The sequence below is a fragment of the Aeromonas sp. S11(2024) genome, from assembly GCF_041402345.1.
Lineage (GTDB): Bacteria > Pseudomonadota > Gammaproteobacteria > Enterobacterales > Aeromonadaceae > Aeromonas > Aeromonas veronii.
This window is the reverse complement of sequence record NZ_JBGLRC010000001.1, coordinates 253,836-275,731: the sequence shown is the minus strand read 5'-3', so window position 1 is coordinate 275,731 and position 21,896 is coordinate 253,836. Positions and strand designations below refer to the sequence as shown.

Genomic DNA, 21,896 nt, shown 5'->3' with positions numbered 1-21,896 from the left:
AGTAGACACCCCCTTGATGCGACCACCGGTTAGCCCAGCGTCAAACCGGGATCGGCCAGCATGCGGCGCGCGATGATGAGTCGCATCACCTCGTTGGTGCCCTCCAGAATGCGGTGCACCCGGGTATCGCGCAGATAGCGCTCGAGCGGATACTCGCGGATATAACCATAGCCGCCAAAGAGTTGCAGAGCCTCATCACAGATTCGATAACCCACATCGGTGGCAAACCGTTTGGCCATGGCACACCAGGCACTCTTGTCCGGAGCCCCGCGATCCAGCTTGTCGGCGGCCTGACGCACCAGCAAACGGGCGGCAGCCAGCTCGGTCGCCATGTCGGCCAGGCGAAACTGCACGCTCTGGAATTCGCTGATCGGGTGACCAAATTGCTGGCGCTGCTGCACATAAGCCAGCGCATCGTCCAGCGCCTGCTGGGCGGTGCCCACCGAACAGGTGGCAATATTGATGCGCCCCCCATCAAGGGCCTGCATGGCGAACTTGAATCCTTCCCCCTCTTCGCCCAACCGATAGCTGGCAGGAATGCGAACCCCATTAAAGACAACCTCCCGGGTCGGCTGGCTGTTCCAGCCCATCTTCTCTTCTGCCTTGCCATAGCTCACGCCGGGGGCATTAGCTGGCACCATAAAGGCAGAGATCCCCTTCGCACCTTCACCACCGGTACGGGCCATCACCACCAGCACGTCAGTGCTGCCCGCTCCCGAGATAAAGACCTTGGTCCCCTCGATGAGGTAGCTGTCACCCTCGCGCACCGCCCGGGTCTTGAGGGCCGCCGCATCTGAGCCTGCCCCCGGTTCGGTGAGGCAATAGGAGCCCAGCAGCTCGCCACTGGCCAGCTTGGGCACCCACTCTTTGGCAACCTCGGTGGGCAACCAGCTACCCAGCATCCAGCTCACCATGTTGTGGATGGTCAGATACGCAGTGGTCGAGGTACACCCCATGGCGAGGCGTTCAAAGATGAGGCTCGCATCGAGGCGAGGCAGCCCCAATCCGCCAAACTGCGCCGGGGTATAGAGACCGCAAAAACCAAGCTCGGCCGCCTGCTTGATGGTCGGGATCGGAAACTCATGCTCCTTGTCCCAGCGCGCGGCATGGGGTTTGAGCGCCTCATCGGCAAAGGCGGCGGCCGCCTCCACATACGCCTGTTGATCATCGGTCAGGGTAAAATCCATCTCGTCTTTCTCTCCCTTGTTGCCCCGCGCTTATTTTCCTGAGTTAGTGCTTTATGACGCGGCGCCCACACGCTGCGTCAGTCGAATCTACCACTGTGGCGCTGTTGTCGTGGTAGCTGATCACTCTTTCACTACCACCGCTTTATCGACACACAACAGATTAACAATTGATTTACGTTTACGCTAACGTAAACTTGTGACAGAAGTGAAGTACAAAATGGACCGACCACTGCCAGCCGTAACGCCGAGTCAGCCGGTCAAACCAACCTTCCTACCCGACTGTCATATCCGCAAGGAGAGCATGGATGCAGATGGATGAGACCCTGAATGCCCTGACCGAACAGGTTGCGGCATTCTGCCAGAAAGTGATCGCCCCGCGCGCCAGCGAGATCGATCAGAGCAACGCCTTTCCCCGTGATCTCTGGCCCCGGATGGGTGAACTGGGGCTGCACGGCATCACGGTGGCGGAGGAGTATGACGGGGTGAACCTCGGCTATCTGGCCCACGTGCTGGTGATGGAGCAGGTGAGCCGCGCCAGCGCCTCGGTCGGCCTCTCCTACGGCGCCCACTCCAATCTCTGCATCAACCAGATCCACCGCCACGGCACGGCGGAGCAGAAAGCGCGCTACCTGCCCTCGCTGGTGAGCGGCGAGCATGTGGGGGCGCTGGCCATGAGCGAGCCGAGTGCCGGCTCCGATGTGGTCAGCATGCGCCTCACCGCGGTGCGTGAGGGCGATCACTTCGTGCTGAACGGTAACAAGATGTGGATCACCAACGGGCCCGATGCCGACACCTTCGTCATCTATGCCAAGACAGATGCCAGTGCCGGCCCCAAAGGAATTTCTGCTTTTATCGTTGAAGCCGGCACTCCCGGTTTTTCTTCCGCCCAGAAGCTCGACAAGCTGGGGATGCGCGGCTCCAGCACCTGCGAGCTGGTATTCGACAACTGCCGGGTGCCGCAGGAAAACCTGCTGGGCACGCTGCACGGCGGGGTCAAGGTGCTGATGAGCGGGCTCGATTACGAGCGGGTGGTGTTGGCTGCGGGCCCCCTTGGCATCATGCAGGCCTGCATGGATGTAGTGCTGCCCTATGTGCGTGAGCGCAAGCAGTTTGGTCAAGCCATCGGCGAGTTCCAGCTGGTGCAGGGCAAGCTCGCCGACATGTATACCCGCCTCGCCAGCAGCCGGGCGCTGGTCTACTCGGTGGCGAGCGCCTGCGATCAGGGGCGCACCAGCCGTAAAGATTGCGCCGCAGCCATCCTGTTTGCCGCCGAAAACGCCACCCAGATGGCCCTCGACGCTATCCAGCTGCTCGGCGGCAACGGTTACATCAACGAATACCCCACCGGCCGCCTGCTGCGGGACGCCAAACTCTACGAGATCGGCGCCGGCACCTCGGAGATCCGCCGCTGGCTCATCGGCCGCGAGCTGATGGGGGATAACGCATGAGCAGGCTCCACTCCCGCCTCGACACGGCGAGCACGGAATATGCGGCCAATCGGACTGCTATGCAGGGGCTGGTCGATGATCTCCACGCCCGCATTGCCGAGATCGCGCTAGGGGGCGGCGCGGCCAACAACGCCCGCCATCAGGCCCGTGGCAAGCTGCTGCCCCGCGAGCGCATCAATCAGCTGCTGGACCCGGGCTCCCCGTTTCTCGAACTCTCGGCACTGGCTGGCTGGCAGGTCTATGACGAGCCGGTCCCCGCCGCCGGCATCATCACCGGCATCGGCCGGGTCTCGGGCAGACTCTGCATGCTGGTGGTGAACGACGCCACCGTGAAGGGCGGCACCTACTACCCACTCACGGTGAAAAAACACCTGCGCGCCCAGGCCATCGCCGAGCGGCTGCGTCTCCCCTGCCTCTATCTGGTGGATTCCGGCGGCGCCTTTCTGCCGATGCAGGACGAGGTGTTCCCCGACCGGGATCACTTTGGTCGCATCTTCTACAACCAGGCCCGCATGTCGGCCCAGAACATCCCGCAACTGGCAGTGGTGATGGGGCTCTGCACCGCCGGGGGCGCCTACGTGCCTGCCATGGCGGACGAGTCGATCATGGTCAGGGAGCAGGCCACCATCTTTCTGGCAGGCCCGCCGCTGGTAAAGGCCGCCACCGGTGAGGAGATCAGCGCCGAGGCCCTGGGTGGCGCCGAAGTACACTGCGCCCACTCGGGAGTTGCAGATCATATGGCCCGTGACGATGCACATGCGCTGGCCATCGCCCGCACGCTGGTTACTCATCTGGGTAACGAGCCGATAGAGAGCAGCCCTGGCTACGAGCCCCCCTGCTACCCCATAGAGGAGCTCTACGGTCTGGTGGGCACCAGCCTCAAACGCCCTTACGACGCCCGCGAACTGATCGCCCGACTGGTGGATGGCTCTGATTTTGACGAATTCAAGGCGCTGTTCGGCACCACACTGGTGACCGGCTTTGCCCGTATTTGCGGCATGGAAGTGGGGATCCTCGCCAACAACGGCGTGCTGCACAGCGACAGTGCCCAGAAGGGGGCCCACTTTATCCAACTCTGTAACCGGCGTGCCATCCCGCTGCTCTTTTTGCAGAACATCACCGGCTTTATGGTGGGGAGCAGCGCAGAAAAAGAGGGGATCGCCAAGCACGGCGCCAAGCTGGTCACCGCCGTGGCCTGCAGCCGGGAGCCCAAGATCACCCTGATCGTCGGCGGCAGCTTTGGTGCCGGCAACTACGGCATGTGTGGCCGCGCTTATGAGCCCGATTTTCTCTTTAGCTGGCCCAACAGCCGTATCTCTGTCATGGGGGGCGAGCAAGCTGCCGGGGTGCTGGTGCAGGTGCGTCGGGACAAGCTGGCTACCGAGGGCAAAGACTTGAGCGAACAGGAAGCAGCCGCCATCCGCGCGCCCGTGATCGAACAGTATGAGCGCCAGGGTCACCCCTACTACGCCAGCGCCCGCCTCTGGGATGATGGCGTCATCGACCCGGCCCAGAGCCGCACCGTGCTGGCACTGGCGCTCGCCGCCTGTCAGGGTGCCCACATTGAACCCGAGCAGTACGGCATCTTTCGGATGTAAGGAGCAAAACGATGTCAGATCCACTTACTTCCTCAGCACTTGGCTCTTCAACACAGGGCCCGTTTCGGCTGGAGCGGCACGGCCCGCTGGCCGAGCTGGTGCTGTCGCGCCCGGCCCGCCACAACGCCTTTGATGCCGACCTGATGCTGGGGCTGCTCGACTGCCTCGATGATCTGGCCCATCTCCATGGTCATGATCTCGCCGAACGCCCTCACGCCCTGCTGCTACGTGCCGAAGGCAAACACTTTTGCGCGGGCGCCGACCTCAACTGGATGCGTAATCTGGCCCACGCCGATTTCGAGCACAATCGCGAAGACGCCCGGGTACTGGCGCGGCTGATGCAGACCCTCGATGAGCTTCCCTTCCCTACGGTGGCGCTGGTGCAAGGGGCCGCCTACGGCGGGGCGCTGGGCCTCATCTGCGCCTGCGATCTGGTGCTGGCCAGCGACGATGCCCGCTTCTGCCTCTCTGAGGTGAGCCTGGGTCTGGTGCCTGCGGTGATTAGCCCCTACGTGGTACGTGCCATGGGAATGCGTCAGGCGCGCCGCTACATGCTCAGTGCCGAGCCGTTCGATGCCATTACCGCCTGTCGGCTCAATGTGGCGCATCAACTCTGCAAACCGGATCAACTGCTGGCGGAGGGACGGGCGCAGGCCCTTCGTCTGTGCCGCAACGGGCCGGAAGCGATGAAAGAGACCAAACGGCTGCTGGCGGCGATAGAGGCCCATCCTTCCCGCCTGCACGAAGAGAAAACCGTCGAGACCATCGCCCGGGTTCGGGTGGGGCTCGAAGCCCAGGAGGGGATGCAGGCCTTCTTCGACAAACGTCCTCCCGCCTGGCGTCCCCGTTTCAAGGATGAGACATGACCCATCACACTCAGATTAAGCGCCTGCTGATCGCCAATCGCGGCGAAATCGCTGTGCGCATCATCAAAACGGCGAAACGCCTCGGCATTCACACCATCGCCCTCTACTCCGATGCCGACGCCCACGCCATGCACACCCACCTGGCCGATGAGGCCTGGCATCTGGGGCCCGCACCGGCCAGAGAGAGCTATCTCGACACCGGCAAGGTGCTGAAGATTGCCAAAGAAGCGCGCGCCGATGCCATCCATCCCGGTTACGGCTTTCTGTCGGAAAACAGCGATTTTGCCACCGCCTGCGAACAGCGCGGCCTGCGCTTTGTCGGCCCAAGCGGCGCCGCCATTCTCGCCATGGGCGACAAATCGGGCGCCAAGGCGCTGATGCAGGCTGCCGGCGTACCTGTGCTGCCCGGATATCACGGCACGGATCAACGACCGGACTTCTTGCGCGATCAGGCGAGCCAGATTGGCTTCCCGCTACTTATCAAGGCGGCCAGTGGCGGCGGTGGCAAGGGGATGCGCCGGGTCGATCAGCTGGCCGACTTTGACGAGTCGCTAGCGGCAGTCAAACGGGAAGCCAAGGCCGCCTTTGGTGACGATCTGGTACTGCTGGAGCGCTATCTGCCCCAGGCTCGCCATGTTGAGGTGCAGGTCTTTGCCGATAGCCTCGGCAATGCCATCTATCTGGGGGACAGGGACTGCTCCTTGCAGCGGCGCCATCAGAAGGTGATCGAAGAGGCGCCCGCACCCGACATCCCTCCGCCCCTTCGCCGCGCCATGGGGGATGCGGCCGTGGCCGCAGCCAAAGCCATCCATTATCAGGGGGCTGGCACCATCGAGTTCCTGCTCTGCAAGGATGAGTTCTTCTTTATGGAGATGAACACCCGGCTGCAGGTGGAGCATCCGGTCACCGAAGCGGTGACCGGGCAGGATCTGGTGGCCTGGCAGCTGGCCGTAGCCGAAGGCAAGCCGCTGCCACTCACTCAGGAGGAAGTGGTGCTGCGCGGCCATGCGGTGGAGGCGCGCCTCTACGCCGAGGATGTGGCGGCCGGTTTTCTGCCTGCCAGCGGGCCTATCCACTGGCTCCACTGGCCCGTTGGCGTGCGCATCGACACCGGCGTCACCGCTGGCGATGAGGTGAGCCCCTATTACGATCCCATGATCGCCAAGCTGATCGCCCACGGCCAGAGTCGAGCCGAGGCGTTCGCCAAACTGGCCGATGCGCTGGCGGCACTGGATCTCGGGCCGCTGATGCACAACGGCGCGCTCTTGCTGCGCCTTTGTGAAGAGCCTGACGTCCTGGCCATGGGCCACCATACCCAGTGGCCCATCCCCACCACAGCACAATCCATTCCCGACTTCGCCTGGCCGCTGGCCGCCTTCTGGCTGGCGAGCCGCCCTGCGGGCACCTCCCCCTGGCAGCAAGCCTGCGGATTTCGGCTGGGGCCGGATCGCTGCTGGACAGCGGCGGTGCGCATCGGTGATGAGCACCGGGTATTGACCCTTCACGATCATGGCGGCCAGTTTGAGTGGCAAGGGGAGACTCATTGCTACCAGAGAGGTGACGATAATATCCGGCTGCAGCAGGGCGGCGGCTGGCAACAGATCCCCATTCAGACGGTCGCAGGCCCGGAGGCAACCTTCCTCATGACCCTGGGGGGCCAGCGCATCCGCTTCGCGGCCGATGATCGACAGCACAGCCACCACCATGAGCAGGCAAACGAGAAGGCGCAGGGCGCCATCGCGCCTATGCACGGCATAGTGGTAGCCGTGCTGATCGAGCAGGGGCAAACAGTCAGCAAGGGGCAACCCCTGCTGGTGCTGGAGGCGATGAAGATGGAACACCAGTTGCGTGCAGAGCGGGACGGGGTAATTGAAGCCCTGCAGTGCAAACAAGGCGAGCAGGTAAGCCAGGGAACCGTGCTGGTGCGCTTTGCCGAAGAGACTGCTTCACAGGAGGATCACCCATGAACCGATCACAGGACGTCCGTGACGACAGGGTCAGTCTGGTGGAGATGGGGCCGCGAGATGGCCTGCAAAATGAAGCTGCGCCCCTCTCCCTGGTACAGCGGCTGGAGCTGATCCAGCGCCTTACCGACAGCGGCCTGCAGCGCATCGAGGTGGGTGCCTTTGTCTCTGCCAAAAAAGTGCCGCAGATGGCGGACTCCGCAGCGCTGTTCGAGGCACTGCCACGCAAGGGCTCAACCCGTTACGGCGCTCTGGTGCCCAATCTGCAAGGCTTGCAGGCAGCCATTGCCGCCCGAGCCGATGAGATTGGTCTCTTCACCGCCTGCTCCGACGGTTTTACCCGCGCCAATATCGGCATCAGCGTGGAGGAGTCGCTGGTGCGCTTCGCCCCGCTGGTGCAGGAAGCTCGCCGCCTCGGCATCAAGGTGCGCGGCTACCTCTCCACCGTCATCGCCTGCCCGTTTGATGGCCCGACCCGCCCGAAACGGGTCGCTGCCATGGCCGAGCAACTGCTGGATCTCGGTTGCCACGAAATTTCGCTGGGGGACACCATCGGCGTCGGCACTCCGGGCACCGTGGCCCCCATGCTGGATGCGGTACTGCACGAGATCCCGGCGGGTCGACTCGCGGTCCATTTTCACGACACCTACGGTCAGGGGTTGGCCAACCTGCTACCCGCGCTGGAGCGTGGCATTCGCACCATCGACTGCTCGGTGGCGGGGCTTGGCGGCTGCCCCTATGCGCCGGGCGCCTCCGGCAATGTGGCGTCAGAAGAGGTGGTCTACCTGCTGCACGGCCTTGGCATGACGACCGGGGTGGATCTCGACAAACTGGCGGCCACCGGCCAGTGGGTGAGCGAGCAGCTCGCTCGCCCCAACGGCTCGCGGGTCGGTCAGGCCCTGCACGCCAATGCCGAGCGGCTGCGTGCCCGCCTCTGCCAGCCACACGCCCAGCAACAGGAGTCATGACCATGTCCCGTTCCCTGCCCGGCAAGGAGATCACCTACAGCATTTCGGAGCTGGCCCACGAGTTCGATGTCACGCCGCGCACCATCCGCTACTACGAGGATGAGGGGCTGCTCACCCCGCTGCGGGAGGGGCAAACCCGCATCTACAGCCATCGGGACAAGATCCGGCTCAAGTTGACCCTGCGCGGCAAACGGCTGGGGTTTAGCCTGGCCGAGATCCGCGAGCTGTTCGATATGTACGACACTGACAAATCGAGCAAAACCCAGCTCCACTCCATGATCCAGCTGATCGAGGCAAAACGCGGTGCCCTGCGCCAGCAACGGGAGGATATCCAGATGGTGATGGCCGAGCTGGAAGCCGCCGAACAGCGCTGTGTTAATTCCCTTAACAGCTTGAAAAGCGGCGCAGATTAACCGAATCTGGGAGCAAGCTATTGCCCTGGGGATCCCATGAGATATTGGTGCTGGTTTTTGCTCTTGTTCAGCCTCTCTGGCTGGAGCCATCCCCTCATCAAGGTTGGTGGATACCCCTATGCCCCCTTTGTGATCAAACTCCCCGATTCCCGCTATGAAGGACTGACGCTGGATCTTATCGACCAGCTCAATACCGTGCAGAAAGAGGTGACCTTCGTCTTTGTCCCCACCTCGGCCGCCAACCGTTACAAGGCGCTCGATCTGGGCCGTTTCTCGCTGATGCTGTTTGAAGACACCAAGTGGGGCTGGGACACCGATAAATTCAAGATGACAACCCCCTTCCTCGGTGGTGGCGAGGTCTATGTGGCCCTGAACAAAGCGGGCCGGGATCAGCGCTTTTTTGACGATCCTGCCAGCCATCACCTCATCGGAGTGACCGGCTATCACTACGGCGTCGGCCAGTTCAATGCCGATCCTCTCTACCTGCAGCGCAAGCTCAATATCACCCTGGTCAAAGACAACGTCAGCGCCCTGCAAGCGCTACTCAAAGGGCGCGGCGAGGTAGCCATTCTCAACATTTCTTACCTTAACCAGTATCTGCAGGCCAACCCCGACACAGCCGACCAGTTGCTGATCTCGCAAAAATGGGATCAACAGTATCAACACCGCGCCATCCTTCACCCTGCGGCCCCCATTACCCCTGCCCAGCTGGAACAGTGGCTGGCAGTGCTGCAACAAAAGGGTGAACTGGATCGCCTTTGGACAAAGTACGGCGTACAACAGCACGCAACCCCATGATTACTATCCAGCTTTTCTGTACCATGGCGGGAACCAAATGGGAGTGCACCAAATGAACACCACCGAGCCCGCGTCCCCCAAGCTCCGCTTGCTGCGCTACCTTGCCTACGCTTTCCTGCTGCTTCTTATCCTGATCACCCTGCTGCTGTGGCAAACCCCCCGTCTGATCCAGCGCTATCTGCCCGGCTGGCTGGCCGAGCACTACGGCCTGCAACTGATGCTGGGGGAGATTAATGTAGGACTGCGCAACCCTTCTCTCACCCTCGGCGCGACTGCCCTGCTCGATGCCAAACAGCAGCCTATCATCGGTTTTGAGCAGCTATTTATCACCCCCGACCTGCAAGCCAGCTGGCAGCAGAAAGGGGTCGTGCTTTCCACCGTCACCCTGACCAAACCCGTGGTGCTGCTGCAACGGCTGACAGATAAAAAAGGAGATGTTCGACTCAACCTGACCGATGCGCTTGCCACCCTGCTCGCCCCTGCGCCCTCCCCCGAGCCCGAAACAGCCAGCGCCCCGCTATTGGTCGATATTGCCAGCATCGCAGTCACTGACGGCCATGTGCGCTATCAGGATCAACGCAAGGAGAGCGAACCCGGCTGGTTGCCGCCTCTCAATCTGGAGAAAGTGACCCTCAAGCTCGATAACCTGCGCACCGAGGCAAATCACCCGACCGCCTATCAGCTGAACGCCGCCATCAACGGCAAAAGCAGCCTCGCTGCCCACGGCAAACTCGATGTGATGAGCGGCATGGGTCAGGGTAAGGTGAGCCTCAAACAGGTCGACCTGAAACCCTTCGCCCCGCTCTGGACACCCTATCTCAAGCTGGATCTGGCCAAGGGCCACGCCAATGCAGAGGTGGAGTACCAGCTTAAAGAGGGCAAGCAAGGGGTACTGTGGCAATTGTCCAAAGGCAAGCTGACGCTGGACAACTGGCAGCTTAAAAAACACAAGGGCGACGAATTTGCCCGCTTCGGCCAGCTGGCCCTGAGCGATCTGGCTGTCGATGGCCAGAAACAGTCGCTCCAGATCGGCAAGGTAACCCTGCAACAGCCCCTGCTCAAGGCCACCCTCAACCCACAGCAGGAGCTTGATCTGGCTGACTTGCTGATTGAACAAGCTCCCGCTAAGCCCGTCAAAGGAGCCGACACCGCAAACGAGGTGGCCAACAATGCGGCGCCCAAGTCGGCACAACAAGCAAAGACAGCCGGTAACGGCAAGAAACATATGCCAGACAAACCCTGGCAGTGGCAGATCAAGCAGATCGCCATCGTCAAGGGCGATCTCACCCTCACCGAATCGAGCAGCGGCAAACCGCAGGCACGCCAGCTCTCCGGCCTCAAGCTGGCGTTGGGGCCACTGGGCAGCAAGGGGGAGCAACCGAGCAAACTGACTCTGGCCACCCAGTTCAACCAGAGCAGCCCCCTCGCCTTTGATGGCCAACTGACCCTGACTCCTTTCACCTTAAGTGGCGACATCAACCAGCAGGGGCTGCCCCTGACGCTGGCACAGCCCTATCTAGCCGATCTGGTACGCATCAAGGTGCAAAACGGGCTGCTGAGCAGCAAGACCCGGCTTGATCTCGCCACCACCGCCCAGGGAGATCTCAGCAAGCTGACCCTGCAGGGGGGGCTCGATATCAACGGGCTCAAGGTGGTCGATCGGGCAGACAATCAGCGTCTGCTGGAGTTCAACACCCTGGCTCTCACCGGTCTGACGTATGATGGCATCAGCCAGCAGATGCGGATCAAGGACATTACTCTGAACAAGCCCTTCGCCCGCATCGAGATCAACGAAGATGGCACCACCAACCTGCAACAGCTGCTGTTGCCACAACCGGCGGCAGCAAAAAGTACTGAAGCAAAGGCAGGCAGCAAGGCTCCCGACTTTCGTTTCACCATTGACCAGCTGCGCACCGAGCAGGGCAACCTGCGCTTTGCCGACCGCAGCCTGAGCCAAGATTTTGTGGCCGATATCGCCTCGCTGGGCGGCCAGAGCCGTCATATCAGCAATATTCCGGGGCAACGCTCCGATCTCGCCTTCAACGGCAAGGTGGATCGCTATGCGCCAGTGACCATTCGCGGCGGTACCAACCTGCTGGTGGCCAACCCTATCCTCGACATCGCGGTCGCCTTCCACAACCTAGAGCTCACCACCTTTACCCCTTATTCGGGCACCTATGCGGGTTATGCCATCGACAAGGGGCAGCTCTCCATGAAGCTGCACTACAAGCTGGAGGGCAACCGGCTGGAGGGAGATAACGACATCACCATCAAGAAGCTGCAACTGGGCGAGAAGATCAAGAGCGATCAGGCCAAGGATCTGCCGCTGGGGCTGGCCATCGCCCTGTTGAGCGATGCCAACGGGGTGATACAGATGAACCTCAAGGTGAAGGGCGATCTCGATCAACCGGACTTCAGCATCGGCAATATCTTCTGGGATGTGCTGGGCAACACACTGAGCAAGGCGATCACCTCCCCCTTCTCCCTGCTCGCCTCGCTGGCCGATGGCACCGAAGATCTCGACGAACTTCCCTTCCTGCCGGGGGATCCCGATCTCACCCCCACCCAGCAGGAGAAACTGGTCAAGCTGGCGCAGGCCCTTAAGGATAGACCCAAGCTCAGCATGAACATTCGCGGCAAGGTCAACTTCAACGAGGAGCGCCCCATCCTGCAACGGCAAAAGCTGGAGCGGGTACTGGCCAAGCTCACCGGCAATCAGGCGGATCTCGACCTGCTGGAACAGGACTCAGCCCTGCAAGAGGCGCTGGCCCAGGCCTATGAAGAGCGCTTTGGCGAAGATCTGGATGATCTGGCGGACCGCCTCCATCTGGATGAAGAGAGCGCGGCACTGCGGGCCCAGGCGGTGATCCTGCTGCGGGATCAGCAGCTCATCACCGCCAAATCCCTGCGCAATCTCGCCATGCGCCGGGCGCAAAATACCAAGGAGTTTCTGGTCGACAGCCAGGGGATCGCCCCGGAGCGGCTGTTCGTGCTCGACAGCCAGGTCAAGGAAGAGGACAAGGAAGCCAAAGTGATCCTGACACTGGATCAGTGACGCCGCCGCACTTCGTAAAAAGCGTAATAAAAATACAACCCCTCAACTATTTTGACACCTTTTGCTCACCAAACAGCCTGCCTTGGTGAGCATTTGGCCTCTGATGCAAATAATCACGTAGTTTTTTTACGATTTATCCCCCTTGCCCCCTTGCGGGCGCGCCGCAGCCTGCCTAGAATCGCGCGTCTTTTGTTAACCCCCACCTCTATTTTTGGAGAACGCCACGTGAGCGAAAAATTGGCCAACCCTGCCCCTCTGGGTCTGATGGGTTTCGGTATGACCACCATCCTGCTGAACATCCATAACGCAGGTTTCTTCCCCATCAGCGCCATGATCCTGGCCATGGGCCTGTGCTATGGCGGCATCGCCCAGATCATAGCTGGCATCATGGAGTACAAGCGTGGCAACACCTTCGGTGTGACCGCGTTCACCTCCTACGGCCTGTTCTGGCTGAGCCTGGTGTTCCTGCTGATCATGCCGACCATGGGTCTGGCCGAAGCCACTCCGCACGCCTACATGGGTTGGTATCTGCTGATGTGGGGCATGTTCACCCTGTTCATGCTGGTTGGCACCATCAACTACCCGCGCGCCAAGCAGTTCGTGTTCGCCTCCCTGACCGTGTTGTTCTTCCTGCTGGCCGCCCGTGACTTCACCGGCAGCACCCTGATCGGCACCATCGCCGGTTTCGAAGGCATCATCTGTGGCGCCAGCGCCATCTACCTGGCCATGGCCACCGTGATCAACGAGCAGTTCGGCCGCACCGTAATGCCGATCGGCGATCACAAGAAAGCCGCCGCAGTACAGCTGAAAGCCGCTGCCTGATAGGCAAGCCACTCAGATTGTGAAAAAGGCACCCTCGGGTGCCTTTTTGCTATCTCGAATAACCGTTCAACAGATCGATTATCAGTCAAGTGACTCGACGTCCACCTCCCCCGCCAGCAAGCGGGTCGCGGGAAAACGCAGTGCGGGATCCTGGCTAAAGAACTGGCTCAGTTGCCGGTACACCGCGGGATAGACCTGCTGCAGCCGCAGCGGATCGCTAAAGAAGCACTCGCAGCTGACGGCAAAAAATTCGGCGGGATGTTCAGCAGCATAGGGATCGATATCGGTCACTTCGTCCCGGTCGAGCTGCTGGCAGAGCGCATCGAAGGCGCTCTGAAAGGCCTGTTGCCACAGCTGGCTGCTCATCTGCCCCGGCAACGGCGGCGCACCGTCCGCCTCACCGCCCAGCATATCGAGCTTGTGAGCCAGCTCGTGGATCACCAGATTAAAGCCATCCCAGTCGCCATCCTGCTGCAGTTCGCTCCAGGCCAGCACCAATGGCCCTTGTGGCCAGGATTCACCGGCGTTCTTCTCTTCAAACTCGCTCACCAGACCGAACTCATCCTGCACCTCCTGACGCCGGGTGACGGGCTCGGGAATGATGATGATTTCGTGAAAGCCGCGATACCAGTCGATACCGAGATGAAGAATGGGCAACGCCGCCTGCAGCGCCAGCACCGCCTGTTGACGGCGGCTGAGCTCTACCCCGATCAGGGTCAGGGTCTTGCATTTGAGCAGTTGTTGCCCCAAGCCGATAAGCGTTGTCTGCTCGGTGTCGCTGAGCCCTTGCAAGATGGGTACAGCCGCCAGCGCCTGACGCCACAGCGCCAATTCATCCTCACTCATGGGCGTTTGCGGGCGACCACCCAGCCATTTGAACCATCCCAGCACGCCTACTCCTTCTTTTGATGCAAAAAACAGGTCACAGCAGTTTGACGAACCGTTTCGGCCGCTCCTGATAATCCTGCGCCAGATAGAAACGGTGAGCCGCCTCGCGTTTGAGACTGCTGGATAGCTCCAGCTGGGCGCAACCTGCGGCCCGCGCCATCTCTTCGGCGCCCTTGAGCAAGGCTGCGCCCACTCCCGCCCCTCTTGCCCCTTCATCGACAACCAGCGCCGAGATCAGGCCCCAAGCTGGTGCAACATGCAGCGGTGCCAACTTGTGCCACACCAGCACGCCGACCACCTTGTCTGCAAGGGCAGCGAGCAGCACAACGCTCGCGGGATCCGGCGTCAACAGGCGCGCCGTCACGTCAGCGCCTTCGGCAGGATACCCCAATTGGGTGAACAGGTGGGCGATGGCGCTCCCGTCGTCGGCCTCAGGGGGACGGATCGTCAACGTCTCAGGGTCATTTTTCATTGTTGGCCTCATGTTTGCTTTCCATTGTGTTACACCCGTCACATTGCCTGGCGCAGATCAACAAGGAGGATCTCATCTTTACTCATAGAAAACGCTGCCTGCCATTATCCCCCCACCCTTGTCAATTCACAAATTTGCAACAAGGCAACATTTTTCGCTGGGAAGCACCGATACAACTCGATATGTTACAAGCCATGCATGGCGCGTGTTTGCGCTCTGCTTAACCCCTCAACCTCGCGCTCATTTGTTAACTGGATTGTTAACAAACAGGGCCGAAAACAGTGACAGAGAGCGAGGCCAAGATCTCGCCAAGACAGCGCCACAAACACAACAAAGGAGTTGTTGTACATGAATGAAATCGTCAATGCCATCAATGGTGTAATCTGGAGCCCTGCGCTCATCTACCTGTGTCTGGGGGTCGGTCTTTACTTCTCCCTGCGCACCCGTTTTTTGCAACTGCGTCATATCAAAGAGATGGTGCGCCTGATGTTTGATGGCAAGAGCACCGATGCCGGTGTCTCCTCCTTCCAGGCGCTGGCCATGACCCTGGCCGGTCGCGTGGGTACCGGTAACATCGCCGGTGTGGCCACCGCCATCACCTTCGGTGGTCCGGGCGCCCTGTTCTGGATGTGGATGGTCGCCTTTCTCGGCGCCAGCTCCGCTTTCGTGGAGTCCACCCTGGGTCAGGTTTACAAAGAGAAGATCAACGGTGAATACCGCGGCGGCCCGGCCTTCTACATCGAGAAAGGGCTTGGCATGAAGTGGTACGCCTGGACCTTCGCCATCGCTACCGTCTTCGCCTGCGGCGTGCTGCTGCCGGGCGTGCAGGCCAACTCCATCGGCTCCAGCCTGCAGACCGCCTTTAATATCGATCCGAACGTCACCGCCGCCGGTCTGGCGCTGCTGCTCGGCTTTATTATCTTCGGCGGCGTCAAGCGTATCGCCAGCTTTGCCAGTACCGTGGTGCCCTTTATGGCGCTGGGCTACATCATCGTGGCTTGCGTCATCATCGCCCTCAATATCGGCCAGCTGCCGGGCGTGATCCTGCTGATCTGGAAGAGCGCCTTCGGTCTGGATGCCGGTTTCGGTGCCATTCTGGGTCTGGCCATCATGTGGGGCGTGAAGCGCGGGGTCTACTCCAACGAAGCGGGTCAGGGTACCGGACCGCACGCCTCCTCTGCGGCGGCAGTGAGCCACCCGGCCAAACAGGGTCTGGTGCAGGCGTTCTCCGTCTATATCGACACCCTGTTCGTCTGCTCCGCTACCGGCTTTATGCTGCTGATCACCGGTCTCTATAACGTACAAGGGCCGGACGGCGCCGCCATCTACACGGGTATTGCCGGTATCGCAGCAGGCCCGGGCTATGTGCAGACCGCCATGGAGAGCATGATGCCGGGCTTTGGCAGCATTTTCGTGGCCATCGCGCTGTTCTTCTTCGCGTTCACCACTATCGTTGCCTACTACTACATCGCCGAAACCAACATCGCCTACATCAACCGCAAGATTAATCGCCCCTGGCTCACCTTCTTGCTGAAAATTGCGCTGATGGCTGCCACTGTCTACGGCACCGTCAAGACGGCGGATCTGGCGTGGGGCATGGGTGATATCGGGGTTGGCCTGATGGCATGGCTCAACATCATCGCCATCCTGCTGCTGCAAAAGACCGCCTTCACCTGTTTGAAGGATTATGAAGCGCAGCAGGCACAAGGTATTGACCCCGTATTCCACCCGGAGAAGCTCGGCATCAAGAACGCCGATTACTGGGTGGGCAAACGCTCCGAAGAGAACTTGGAGAGGGAGAAATCGGGCCATCAGTTCGAGCCGGATCAGGATCGCAAGACTTCCTGAACCAAAACGACATAAGACATCAATAAAAATGGCAGCCTCGGCTGCCATTTCTTTTTCCTGTCACCTCATCTCAGAGCGGATTGCGGCGCGGCCCGAAGGGCAGCCGCCAGCGAAACAGGCTGTTAAGGGTGGCCCGCCACTGATTGGGTCGCCCCAGGATCTGCTTTTGCAGGCGGGTCTCCTCTTTGAGCATCGCCTCATCGCTGCGGGCCCAGGCCTGGCTGTAGAGCTGCTTGATCCCCGCCAGCGCATCCGGTGACTTGGTGATCAGGGTGCGGGCAAACTCGCGCGCCTCCACCAGCGGATCGGCACAGACCCGGCTCACCATCCCGAGGGATTTGGCCTCGACAGCATCCAGCTCACGCCCGCTCATGGCCAGCTCCATGGCGGTATCCAGCCCCATCAGGTTGCGCATGGTGACGCTGCCACTCATATCGGGGATGATGCCCCACTTGATCTCCATCACCGAGAAGCGGCAATCGGGGGTGCTGAAGCGAAAATCGGCCCCGAGCGCGATCTGCAAGCCACCGCCAAAACAGACTCCCTGGGTCACCGCAATCACCGGCACCGGCAGCAGGTGCCAGCCATAGGCAACCCGCTGGGCCAGATTGGTCGCCTCGTCCGCTTCGCGCTTGAGAATATCGAGCGCCGCCACCGGCTGTCTCAGCATGGATTTCACATCCAGCCCGGCGCAGAAGGCCCGCCCCTCGCCGTGCAGGATCACCGCCCGCAGCCCCTTGTGCTGAGCGAACTGCGTCAATGTCTCATCGATGGCGCTGAACATGGCGCGGTCCAGCGCATTGAGTTTATCCCCCCGCGTCAGCATCACTTCGGCAATCCCGTCGTGGATCTCGCACTTGATCCTTGGTTTTTCCATCTCCCTTGTCCTCTCCTTGATCCCTGAAACTGACTCACTGGTCATACCACCACGTTATCAGAGTGTGAACAGGCGGTACAGCTGAGACTAAAGTCGGCTGGTCGCCTCCCCCTCCCTTTGTCACACTGGGATCTGCATGAGTGCCGCAAGCCAGCAGAGGACGCTGTCATGTCAACCCTGTTCAATTTTGCCAGACCACCGTTCGACCGACTGGGCGAGGAGGCGCGCGAGCGGCTCTCCCGTCACCTCTCGCTCTGCTATTTTCGGGCCGGGGATCTGCTGCTAAAAGAGGGGGACGAGCCTCCCGGCCTCTATCTCGTCATCAAGGGGGCGGTGGAAGAGTCTGCCCCTCACCACCAGTTTGGTGATTACGGGGTCGATGATCTGTTCGATGTACGTGCCCAGTTTGACGGCCGCTGCCGCCACCGCTTCACCGCGCTGGAAGATAGCCTCTGTCAGCTCATTCCTCGCCACACATTTCTGACGCTCTGTGAGCAGGATCCGCAGTTTGCCAGCTACTTCACCGCCAATCTGGCCGAGCGCCAGCGCCAGCAGGAGCAACGCGAACAACTGGGTCAGAAGAATCTGGCTGAATTTATCCTGACCCGCATCGAACCCGGCCACCTGCAGGCACCGCTTATCGTCGACAGCAAGCTGTCACTGCTGGCGGCCACCGAAGCCATGGTGAGCAAGGGGACCGATTGCCTGCTCTACCCGGCCCACGACGGCTCCCTCACGCTGGCAACCCGCAAGACCTTGCTCCACGCCCTGACCCTCAAGGGATTGCCGCTGACAGCCCCCCTCTCGGTGCTGACCCCCACGCCCCTGATTGGTCTGCCGCTGGAGAGCTATCTGTTTGATGCCTTGCTGCTGATGACCCGCCATCGCATCAAGCGACTGGTGGTGTGGCGTGGCAACGAGGTGGCGGGGATCTTGCAACTGACTCAGGTGCTGGGGCTCTTCTCTACCCACTCCCACGTGCTGACGTTGCGTATCGCCCGCGCCGACAGCCTGCCGGCACTGGAGGCGGTGGCCCGCGAGCAGCAGCAATTGACCCGATCCCTGTTTGCCCAGGGGATCCACACCGCCTTTTTGATGAAGCTCATCGCCACCATCAACGAACAGCTGATCGCCAAAGCCTTTGCGATGGTGATCCCCCCCGAGGTGCAGGATAAGGTCTGCCTGCTGATGCTGGGCTCGGAGGGGCGCGGCGAGCAGATCCTCAAAACCGATCAGGACAACGCCCTGATCCTGCCAGAGGGGCTGGCATGGCCCACCCAGACAGCCGATCTGGCCGAATTCAGCGCCCTGCTGGAGCGACTCGGCTACCCGCTGTGCCCCGGGCAGGTGATGGTGAACAATCCGGCCTGGGTGAAAACGGGCAGCAAGTGGCAAAGCGCCATTGCCAGCGCCTGTACTACGGCAAAGGAGGATGAGCTGCTCTGGCTCGCCACCCTGGCCGATGCTCACCCCATCGCAGGGGATCGCCAGCTCCATCTGCCGATGGCCAGAGCGCTGCGCGAGCAGCTGGCGGACAGGCGGGATCTGCTGGCGGAGATGGTGCGGCCGGCAGTAGCCTTTCATGCCCCCCTCACCCTGTTTGGCCGGCTGGAGCAGCCACCGGAAGGGCTGGATCTGAAGCGGGGCGGCCTGTTCCCGCTGGTGCACGGTATCCGCATGTTGGCCCTTGAGGCAGGCATTCTGGAGACTTCAACCCTGGGGCGTATCGACGCGCTGGTGGCAGCCGATCGGCTCAGTGCCGACTATGGCAGCAATCTGGCAGAGGCGTTTCGGCTCTTTATCCGGCTGAGGCTGCGCAGCCAGCTCAAGGGGGGCAATAGTCGGGTGCAGACAAGCGAGCTGAGCCACAGCGAGCGGGATCTGTTGCGTCAGGCGCTGCATCAGGTGAAGAAATTCCAGCAGTGGCTCACCTTGCACTTTCGTCTGAGACAATAGTCATGTTGAGCCGCGCTCGACGCTACTGGTATGGCCGCACGTTCCGAACGGGCGAGTTCGCGCCGCTCTTTGCCACCCCACCGAAAGATGAACAGGTCGCCCTCGATTTCGAGACCACCAGTCTCGATCCCGAGCAGGCCGAGATCGTCTCCATCGGGGGGGTGCGCATTCAGGGTAACCGGCTGCTGACCGGCGAGGCCCTAGCCATCAAGGTACAGCCACCGGCCAGCCTGACCAGCCAATCTGTGGTGATCCACGGTCTGCGCCATCAGGATCTGCAACAGGGAATGGAGCTGGAAGCCGCGCTGCGCCTGCTGCTTCACTTTATCGGCCCCCGTGAACTGGTGGGCTATCACATCGCCTACGACCTGCGCATTCTCAATCTTGCCTGCCAGAAATTGTGGGGATTGACCCTGCCCCAGCGAGGGATCGAGGTGAGCCAGCTCTATCACGACCACCTCTATCGCCGCTACCCCGATGCTGCGATTGACCTCCACTTGAGTGCCATCTGCCGTCACTTGGCGCTGCCCGCCCTGCCCGCCCACGATGCCCTTGCCGATGCCACCACGGCCGCGCTCATCTACCTGCGCCTGACCTGCGGCTCGCCGCTCACTTATCCCAAAGTCTAATTGTCGAGAAATAACATTTAATTCACATTTTGCTTACATGAGCAGATTGCCTGCTCGTCGGGGTTACCCCATCCACCGCTGACACTCATGTCATGGAGAACTGCAATGGAACAGCAAAGCTATCTGAGGATCCAGCAAGATCCCAACTTCCAGGAGCTGGTCGCCAAGCGCCAGCGTTTTGCCTGGGCCCTCTCGGCTCTGATGCTGGGACTCTACCTGGCGTTTATTCTGCTCATCGCCTTTGCCCCCGGTTGGCTCGGCACCCCCTTGAGCGAAGGGTCGACCATTACTCGCGGCATTCCTGTCGGGGTAGGATTGATCCTCTCCTCCTTCGTGTTGACCGGCGTCTATGTCTTTCGCGCCAACGGCGAGTTTGATGAACTGAACCAGAAGATCCTCAAAGGGGTGCAATCATGAAAGGCAAGTTGCTGCTGTTGACCTCACTGGCCTCCTCTCCCCTGCTGGCGGCCGATGCAATCTCTGGCGCCGTGGAGCGTCAGCCCCTTAATGTCGCCGCCATCGTGATGTTTCTGGTGTTTGTGGCCGCTACCCTGTTCATCACCTACTGGGCCTCCAAGCGCAACCGCTCGGCTTCCGACTACTATGCTGCCGGTGGCCGTATCACCGGCTTCCAGAACGGTCTGGCCATCGCCGGTGACTATATGTCCGCCGCCTCCTTCCTCGGGATCTCCGCGCTGGTCTACACCTCCGGCTATGACGGCCTCATCTACTCCATCGGCTTTCTGGTGGGCTGGCCCATCATCCTGTTCCTGATCGCCGAGCGGCTGCGCAATCTCGGCAAATACACCTTCGCCGATGTCGCCTCCTATCGTCTCAAGCAGACTGAAGTGCGTACCCTCTCCGCCTGTGGTTCGCTGGTAGTGGTCGCCCTCTACCTGATCGCCCAGATGGTCGGTGCCGGCAAGCTGATCGAGCTGCTGTTCGGTCTGCAATACCATGTGGCCGTGGTGCTGGTCGGTATCCTGATGGTGCTCTACGTGCTGTTTGGCGGCATGCTGGCCACCACCTGGGTGCAGATCATCAAGGCAGTGATGCTGCTCTCCGGTGCCAGCTTTATGGCCATCATGGTGATGAAGTCAGTCAACTTCGACATCGGCGCCCTGTTTAGCGAAGCGGTCAAAGTGCACGAGAAAGGCTCCGCCATCATGAGCCCGGGCGGGCTGGTCTCCGACCCCATTTCCGCCATCTCGCTCGGTCTGGCATTGATGTTCGGTACCGCCGGCCTGCCCCACATCCTGATGCGCTTCTTCACCGTGAGCGATGCCAAAGAGGCGCGTAAATCGGTGTTCTACGCCACTGGCTTTATCGGTTACTTCTACATTCTCACCTTCATCATCGGCTTTGGCGCCATCTTGCTGGTGAGCACCAATCCTGCCTTCAAGGACGCCACCGGCGCCCTGCTGGGCGGCACCAACATGGCAGCCGTCCACCTAGCTGATGCAGTGGGTGGAAGTCTGTTCCTCGGCTTCATCTCTGCCGTGGCATTTGCCACCATTCTGGCGGTAGTTGCCGGATTGACCCTGGCCGGAGCCTCTGCGGTCTCCCATGACCTCTATGCCAGCGTGTTGAAGAAGGGCAAGGCCAACGAGACCGATGAACTGCGCGTCTCCAAGATGACGACTCTGGTGCTGGGTGTGGTTGCCATTGGTCTGGGGATCCTGTTCGAGAAGCAGAACATCGCCTTCATGGTGGGTCTGGCCTTCTCCATCGCCGCCAGCTGCAACTTCCCGGTACTCTTCCTCTCCATGTTCTGGTCACGCCTGACAACCCGTGGCGCCGTCTACGGTGGCTGGCTGGGACTGGCGAGCGCAGTAACCCTGATGATCCTTGGTCCGACCGTGTGGGTGAAAGTGTTGGGCCATGCCCAGGCCATCTTCCCCTACGAATACCCTGCCCTCTTCTCCATGGGGTTGGCCTTCATAGGGATCTGGTTCTTCTCCATCACTGACAGCTCCCAGAACGCCGCCGATGAGCATGCCAAGTTCCTGCCGCAGTTCGTTCGCTCCCAGACCGGGCTGGGTGCCTCTGGCGCCACCTCTCACTAACAGATCATGTTCATCCCTCCAAGCCGGCCTCGTGCCGGCTT

Annotated in this window: 18 protein-coding genes; 14 read left to right on the top strand and 4 right to left on the bottom strand. The window is 61.0% G+C overall.

Annotated elements, in window-relative coordinates; genetic code table 11:
- Positions 1-29: 29 nt before the first annotated feature.
- Positions 30-1,187 (bottom strand): acyl-CoA dehydrogenase family protein, encoded by a 1,158-nt coding sequence (locus ACB040_RS01130; RefSeq protein WP_371154242.1) that lies wholly within the window; start codon positions 1,185-1,187, stop codon positions 30-32.
- A 305-nt stretch (positions 1,188-1,492) separates the two neighbouring features.
- Here ACB040_RS01130 and ACB040_RS01125 point away from each other — a divergent pair, with 305 nt between their 5' ends.
- From ACB040_RS01125 to ACB040_RS01085, 9 genes are all read left to right on the top strand, one after another.
- On the top strand, positions 1,493-2,635 hold the full coding sequence (locus ACB040_RS01125; protein ID WP_371154244.1) for an isovaleryl-CoA dehydrogenase: 1,143 nt from the start codon (positions 1,493-1,495) through the stop codon (positions 2,633-2,635).
- Positions 2,632-4,233, top strand: coding sequence for a carboxyl transferase domain-containing protein (locus tag ACB040_RS01120; protein ID WP_371154246.1), 1,602 nt, complete (start codon positions 2,632-2,634; stop codon positions 4,231-4,233). The genes ACB040_RS01125 and ACB040_RS01120 overlap by 4 nt, the downstream gene beginning before the upstream one ends.
- Positions 4,234-4,244: 11 nt before the next feature.
- Positions 4,245-5,099 carry an enoyl-CoA hydratase-related protein gene (locus ACB040_RS01115; RefSeq protein ID WP_058057197.1) on the top strand — a complete coding sequence of 285 codons (855 nt, stop codon included), beginning with the start codon at positions 4,245-4,247 and terminating at the stop codon, positions 5,097-5,099.
- Complete coding sequence (locus tag ACB040_RS01110) at positions 5,096-7,066, top strand: biotin carboxylase N-terminal domain-containing protein (RefSeq protein ID WP_371154249.1); 1,971 nt, start codon at positions 5,096-5,098, stop codon at positions 7,064-7,066. The genes ACB040_RS01115 and ACB040_RS01110 overlap by 4 nt, the downstream gene beginning before the upstream one ends.
- Positions 7,063-8,031, top strand: a complete 969-nt coding sequence (locus ACB040_RS01105) for a hydroxymethylglutaryl-CoA lyase (protein ID WP_064337796.1) — start codon at positions 7,063-7,065, stop codon at positions 8,029-8,031. The genes ACB040_RS01110 and ACB040_RS01105 overlap by 4 nt, the downstream gene beginning before the upstream one ends.
- 2 nt (positions 8,032-8,033) lie before the next feature.
- Complete coding sequence (locus ACB040_RS01100; protein WP_371154251.1) at positions 8,034-8,444, top strand: MerR family DNA-binding transcriptional regulator; 411 nt, start codon at positions 8,034-8,036, stop codon at positions 8,442-8,444.
- 36 nt (positions 8,445-8,480) lie between these two features.
- Positions 8,481-9,242, top strand: coding sequence for a substrate-binding periplasmic protein (locus ACB040_RS01095; RefSeq protein WP_371154253.1), 762 nt, complete (start codon positions 8,481-8,483; stop codon positions 9,240-9,242).
- Positions 9,243-9,294: 52 nt separating this feature from the next.
- Positions 9,295-12,297, top strand: a complete 3,003-nt coding sequence (locus ACB040_RS01090) for a DUF748 domain-containing protein (protein WP_371154255.1) — start codon at positions 9,295-9,297, stop codon at positions 12,295-12,297.
- Positions 12,298-12,522: 225 nt separating this feature from the next.
- A complete protein-coding gene (locus tag ACB040_RS01085; protein ID WP_005336948.1) occupies positions 12,523-13,119 on the top strand; it encodes a GPR1/FUN34/YaaH family transporter in 597 nt (198 codons plus the stop codon).
- Between the two features lie 81 nt (positions 13,120-13,200).
- On the opposite strand, the gene ACB040_RS01080 is transcribed toward ACB040_RS01085, so the two are convergent.
- Both ACB040_RS01080 and ACB040_RS01075 read right to left on the bottom strand, forming a co-directional pair.
- Positions 13,201-13,965: a zinc-dependent peptidase gene (locus ACB040_RS01080; RefSeq protein ID WP_371154289.1), complete on the bottom strand. Its 765-nt coding sequence runs from the start codon at positions 13,963-13,965 to the stop codon at positions 13,201-13,203.
- A 76-nt stretch (positions 13,966-14,041) separates the two neighbouring features.
- Positions 14,042-14,479 carry a GNAT family N-acetyltransferase gene (locus tag ACB040_RS01075; protein ID WP_108539440.1) on the bottom strand — a complete coding sequence of 146 codons (438 nt, stop codon included), beginning with the start codon at positions 14,477-14,479 and terminating at the stop codon, positions 14,042-14,044.
- 348 nt (positions 14,480-14,827) lie between these two features.
- On the opposite strand from ACB040_RS01075, the gene ACB040_RS01070 reads away from it, so the two are divergent.
- A complete protein-coding gene (locus tag ACB040_RS01070) occupies positions 14,828-16,327 on the top strand; it encodes a sodium:alanine symporter family protein (protein ID WP_005360093.1) in 1,500 nt (499 codons plus the stop codon).
- Between the two features lie 70 nt (positions 16,328-16,397).
- Here the strand turns inward: ACB040_RS01070 and ACB040_RS01065 are convergent, their stop codons facing one another.
- Entirely contained in the window at positions 16,398-17,204 is an 807-nt protein-coding gene (locus tag ACB040_RS01065; protein ID WP_157160657.1) for a crotonase/enoyl-CoA hydratase family protein, read from the bottom strand.
- Between the two features lie 168 nt (positions 17,205-17,372).
- Here ACB040_RS01065 and ACB040_RS01060 point away from each other — a divergent pair, with 168 nt between their 5' ends.
- The 4 genes from ACB040_RS01060 (at position 17,373) to ACB040_RS01045 (ending at position 21,855) form a co-directional block, all read left to right on the top strand.
- Positions 17,373-19,160 carry a putative nucleotidyltransferase substrate binding domain-containing protein gene (locus tag ACB040_RS01060; protein WP_371154259.1) on the top strand — a complete coding sequence of 596 codons (1,788 nt, stop codon included), beginning with the start codon at positions 17,373-17,375 and terminating at the stop codon, positions 19,158-19,160.
- A gap of 2 nt (positions 19,161-19,162) precedes the next feature.
- Complete coding sequence (locus ACB040_RS01055) at positions 19,163-19,789, top strand: 3'-5' exonuclease (RefSeq protein ID WP_371154261.1); 627 nt, start codon at positions 19,163-19,165, stop codon at positions 19,787-19,789.
- Positions 19,790-19,894: 105 nt separating this feature from the next.
- Positions 19,895-20,206: a DUF485 domain-containing protein gene (locus ACB040_RS01050; protein ID WP_040068110.1), complete on the top strand. Its 312-nt coding sequence runs from the start codon at positions 19,895-19,897 to the stop codon at positions 20,204-20,206.
- On the top strand, positions 20,203-21,855 hold the full coding sequence (locus ACB040_RS01045; RefSeq protein ID WP_040068108.1) for a cation acetate symporter: 1,653 nt from the start codon (positions 20,203-20,205) through the stop codon (positions 21,853-21,855). Before ACB040_RS01050 ends, ACB040_RS01045 begins: the two co-directional genes overlap by 4 nt.
- Positions 21,856-21,896: the final 41 nt, after the last annotated feature.

Coding starts and splice junctions, on each gene's coding strand:
- ACB040_RS01130 (WP_371154242.1), bottom strand. CDS start 1,187: ATGGATTTTACCCTGACCGATGATCAACAGGCGTATGTGGAGGCGGCC.
- ACB040_RS01125 (WP_371154244.1), top strand. CDS start 1,493: ATGCAGATGGATGAGACCCTGAATGCCCTGACCGAACAGGTTGCGGCA.
- ACB040_RS01120 (WP_371154246.1), top strand. CDS start 2,632: ATGAGCAGGCTCCACTCCCGCCTCGACACGGCGAGCACGGAATATGCG.
- ACB040_RS01115 (WP_058057197.1), top strand. CDS start 4,245: ATGTCAGATCCACTTACTTCCTCAGCACTTGGCTCTTCAACACAGGGC.
- ACB040_RS01110 (WP_371154249.1), top strand. CDS start 5,096: ATGACCCATCACACTCAGATTAAGCGCCTGCTGATCGCCAATCGCGGC.
- ACB040_RS01105 (WP_064337796.1), top strand. CDS start 7,063: ATGAACCGATCACAGGACGTCCGTGACGACAGGGTCAGTCTGGTGGAG.
- ACB040_RS01100 (WP_371154251.1), top strand. CDS start 8,034: ATGTCCCGTTCCCTGCCCGGCAAGGAGATCACCTACAGCATTTCGGAG.
- ACB040_RS01095 (WP_371154253.1), top strand. CDS start 8,481: ATGAGATATTGGTGCTGGTTTTTGCTCTTGTTCAGCCTCTCTGGCTGG.
- ACB040_RS01090 (WP_371154255.1), top strand. CDS start 9,295: ATGAACACCACCGAGCCCGCGTCCCCCAAGCTCCGCTTGCTGCGCTAC.
- ACB040_RS01080 (WP_371154289.1), bottom strand. CDS start 13,965: ATGAGTGAGGATGAATTGGCGCTGTGGCGTCAGGCGCTGGCGGCTGTA.
- ACB040_RS01075 (WP_108539440.1), bottom strand. CDS start 14,479: ATGAAAAATGACCCTGAGACGTTGACGATCCGTCCCCCTGAGGCCGAC.
- ACB040_RS01070 (WP_005360093.1), top strand. CDS start 14,828: ATGAATGAAATCGTCAATGCCATCAATGGTGTAATCTGGAGCCCTGCG.
- ACB040_RS01065 (WP_157160657.1), bottom strand. CDS start 17,204: ATGGAAAAACCAAGGATCAAGTGCGAGATCCACGACGGGATTGCCGAA.
- ACB040_RS01060 (WP_371154259.1), top strand. CDS start 17,373: ATGTCAACCCTGTTCAATTTTGCCAGACCACCGTTCGACCGACTGGGC.
- ACB040_RS01055 (WP_371154261.1), top strand. CDS start 19,163: ATGTTGAGCCGCGCTCGACGCTACTGGTATGGCCGCACGTTCCGAACG.
- ACB040_RS01050 (WP_040068110.1), top strand. CDS start 19,895: ATGGAACAGCAAAGCTATCTGAGGATCCAGCAAGATCCCAACTTCCAG.
- ACB040_RS01045 (WP_040068108.1), top strand. CDS start 20,203: ATGAAAGGCAAGTTGCTGCTGTTGACCTCACTGGCCTCCTCTCCCCTG.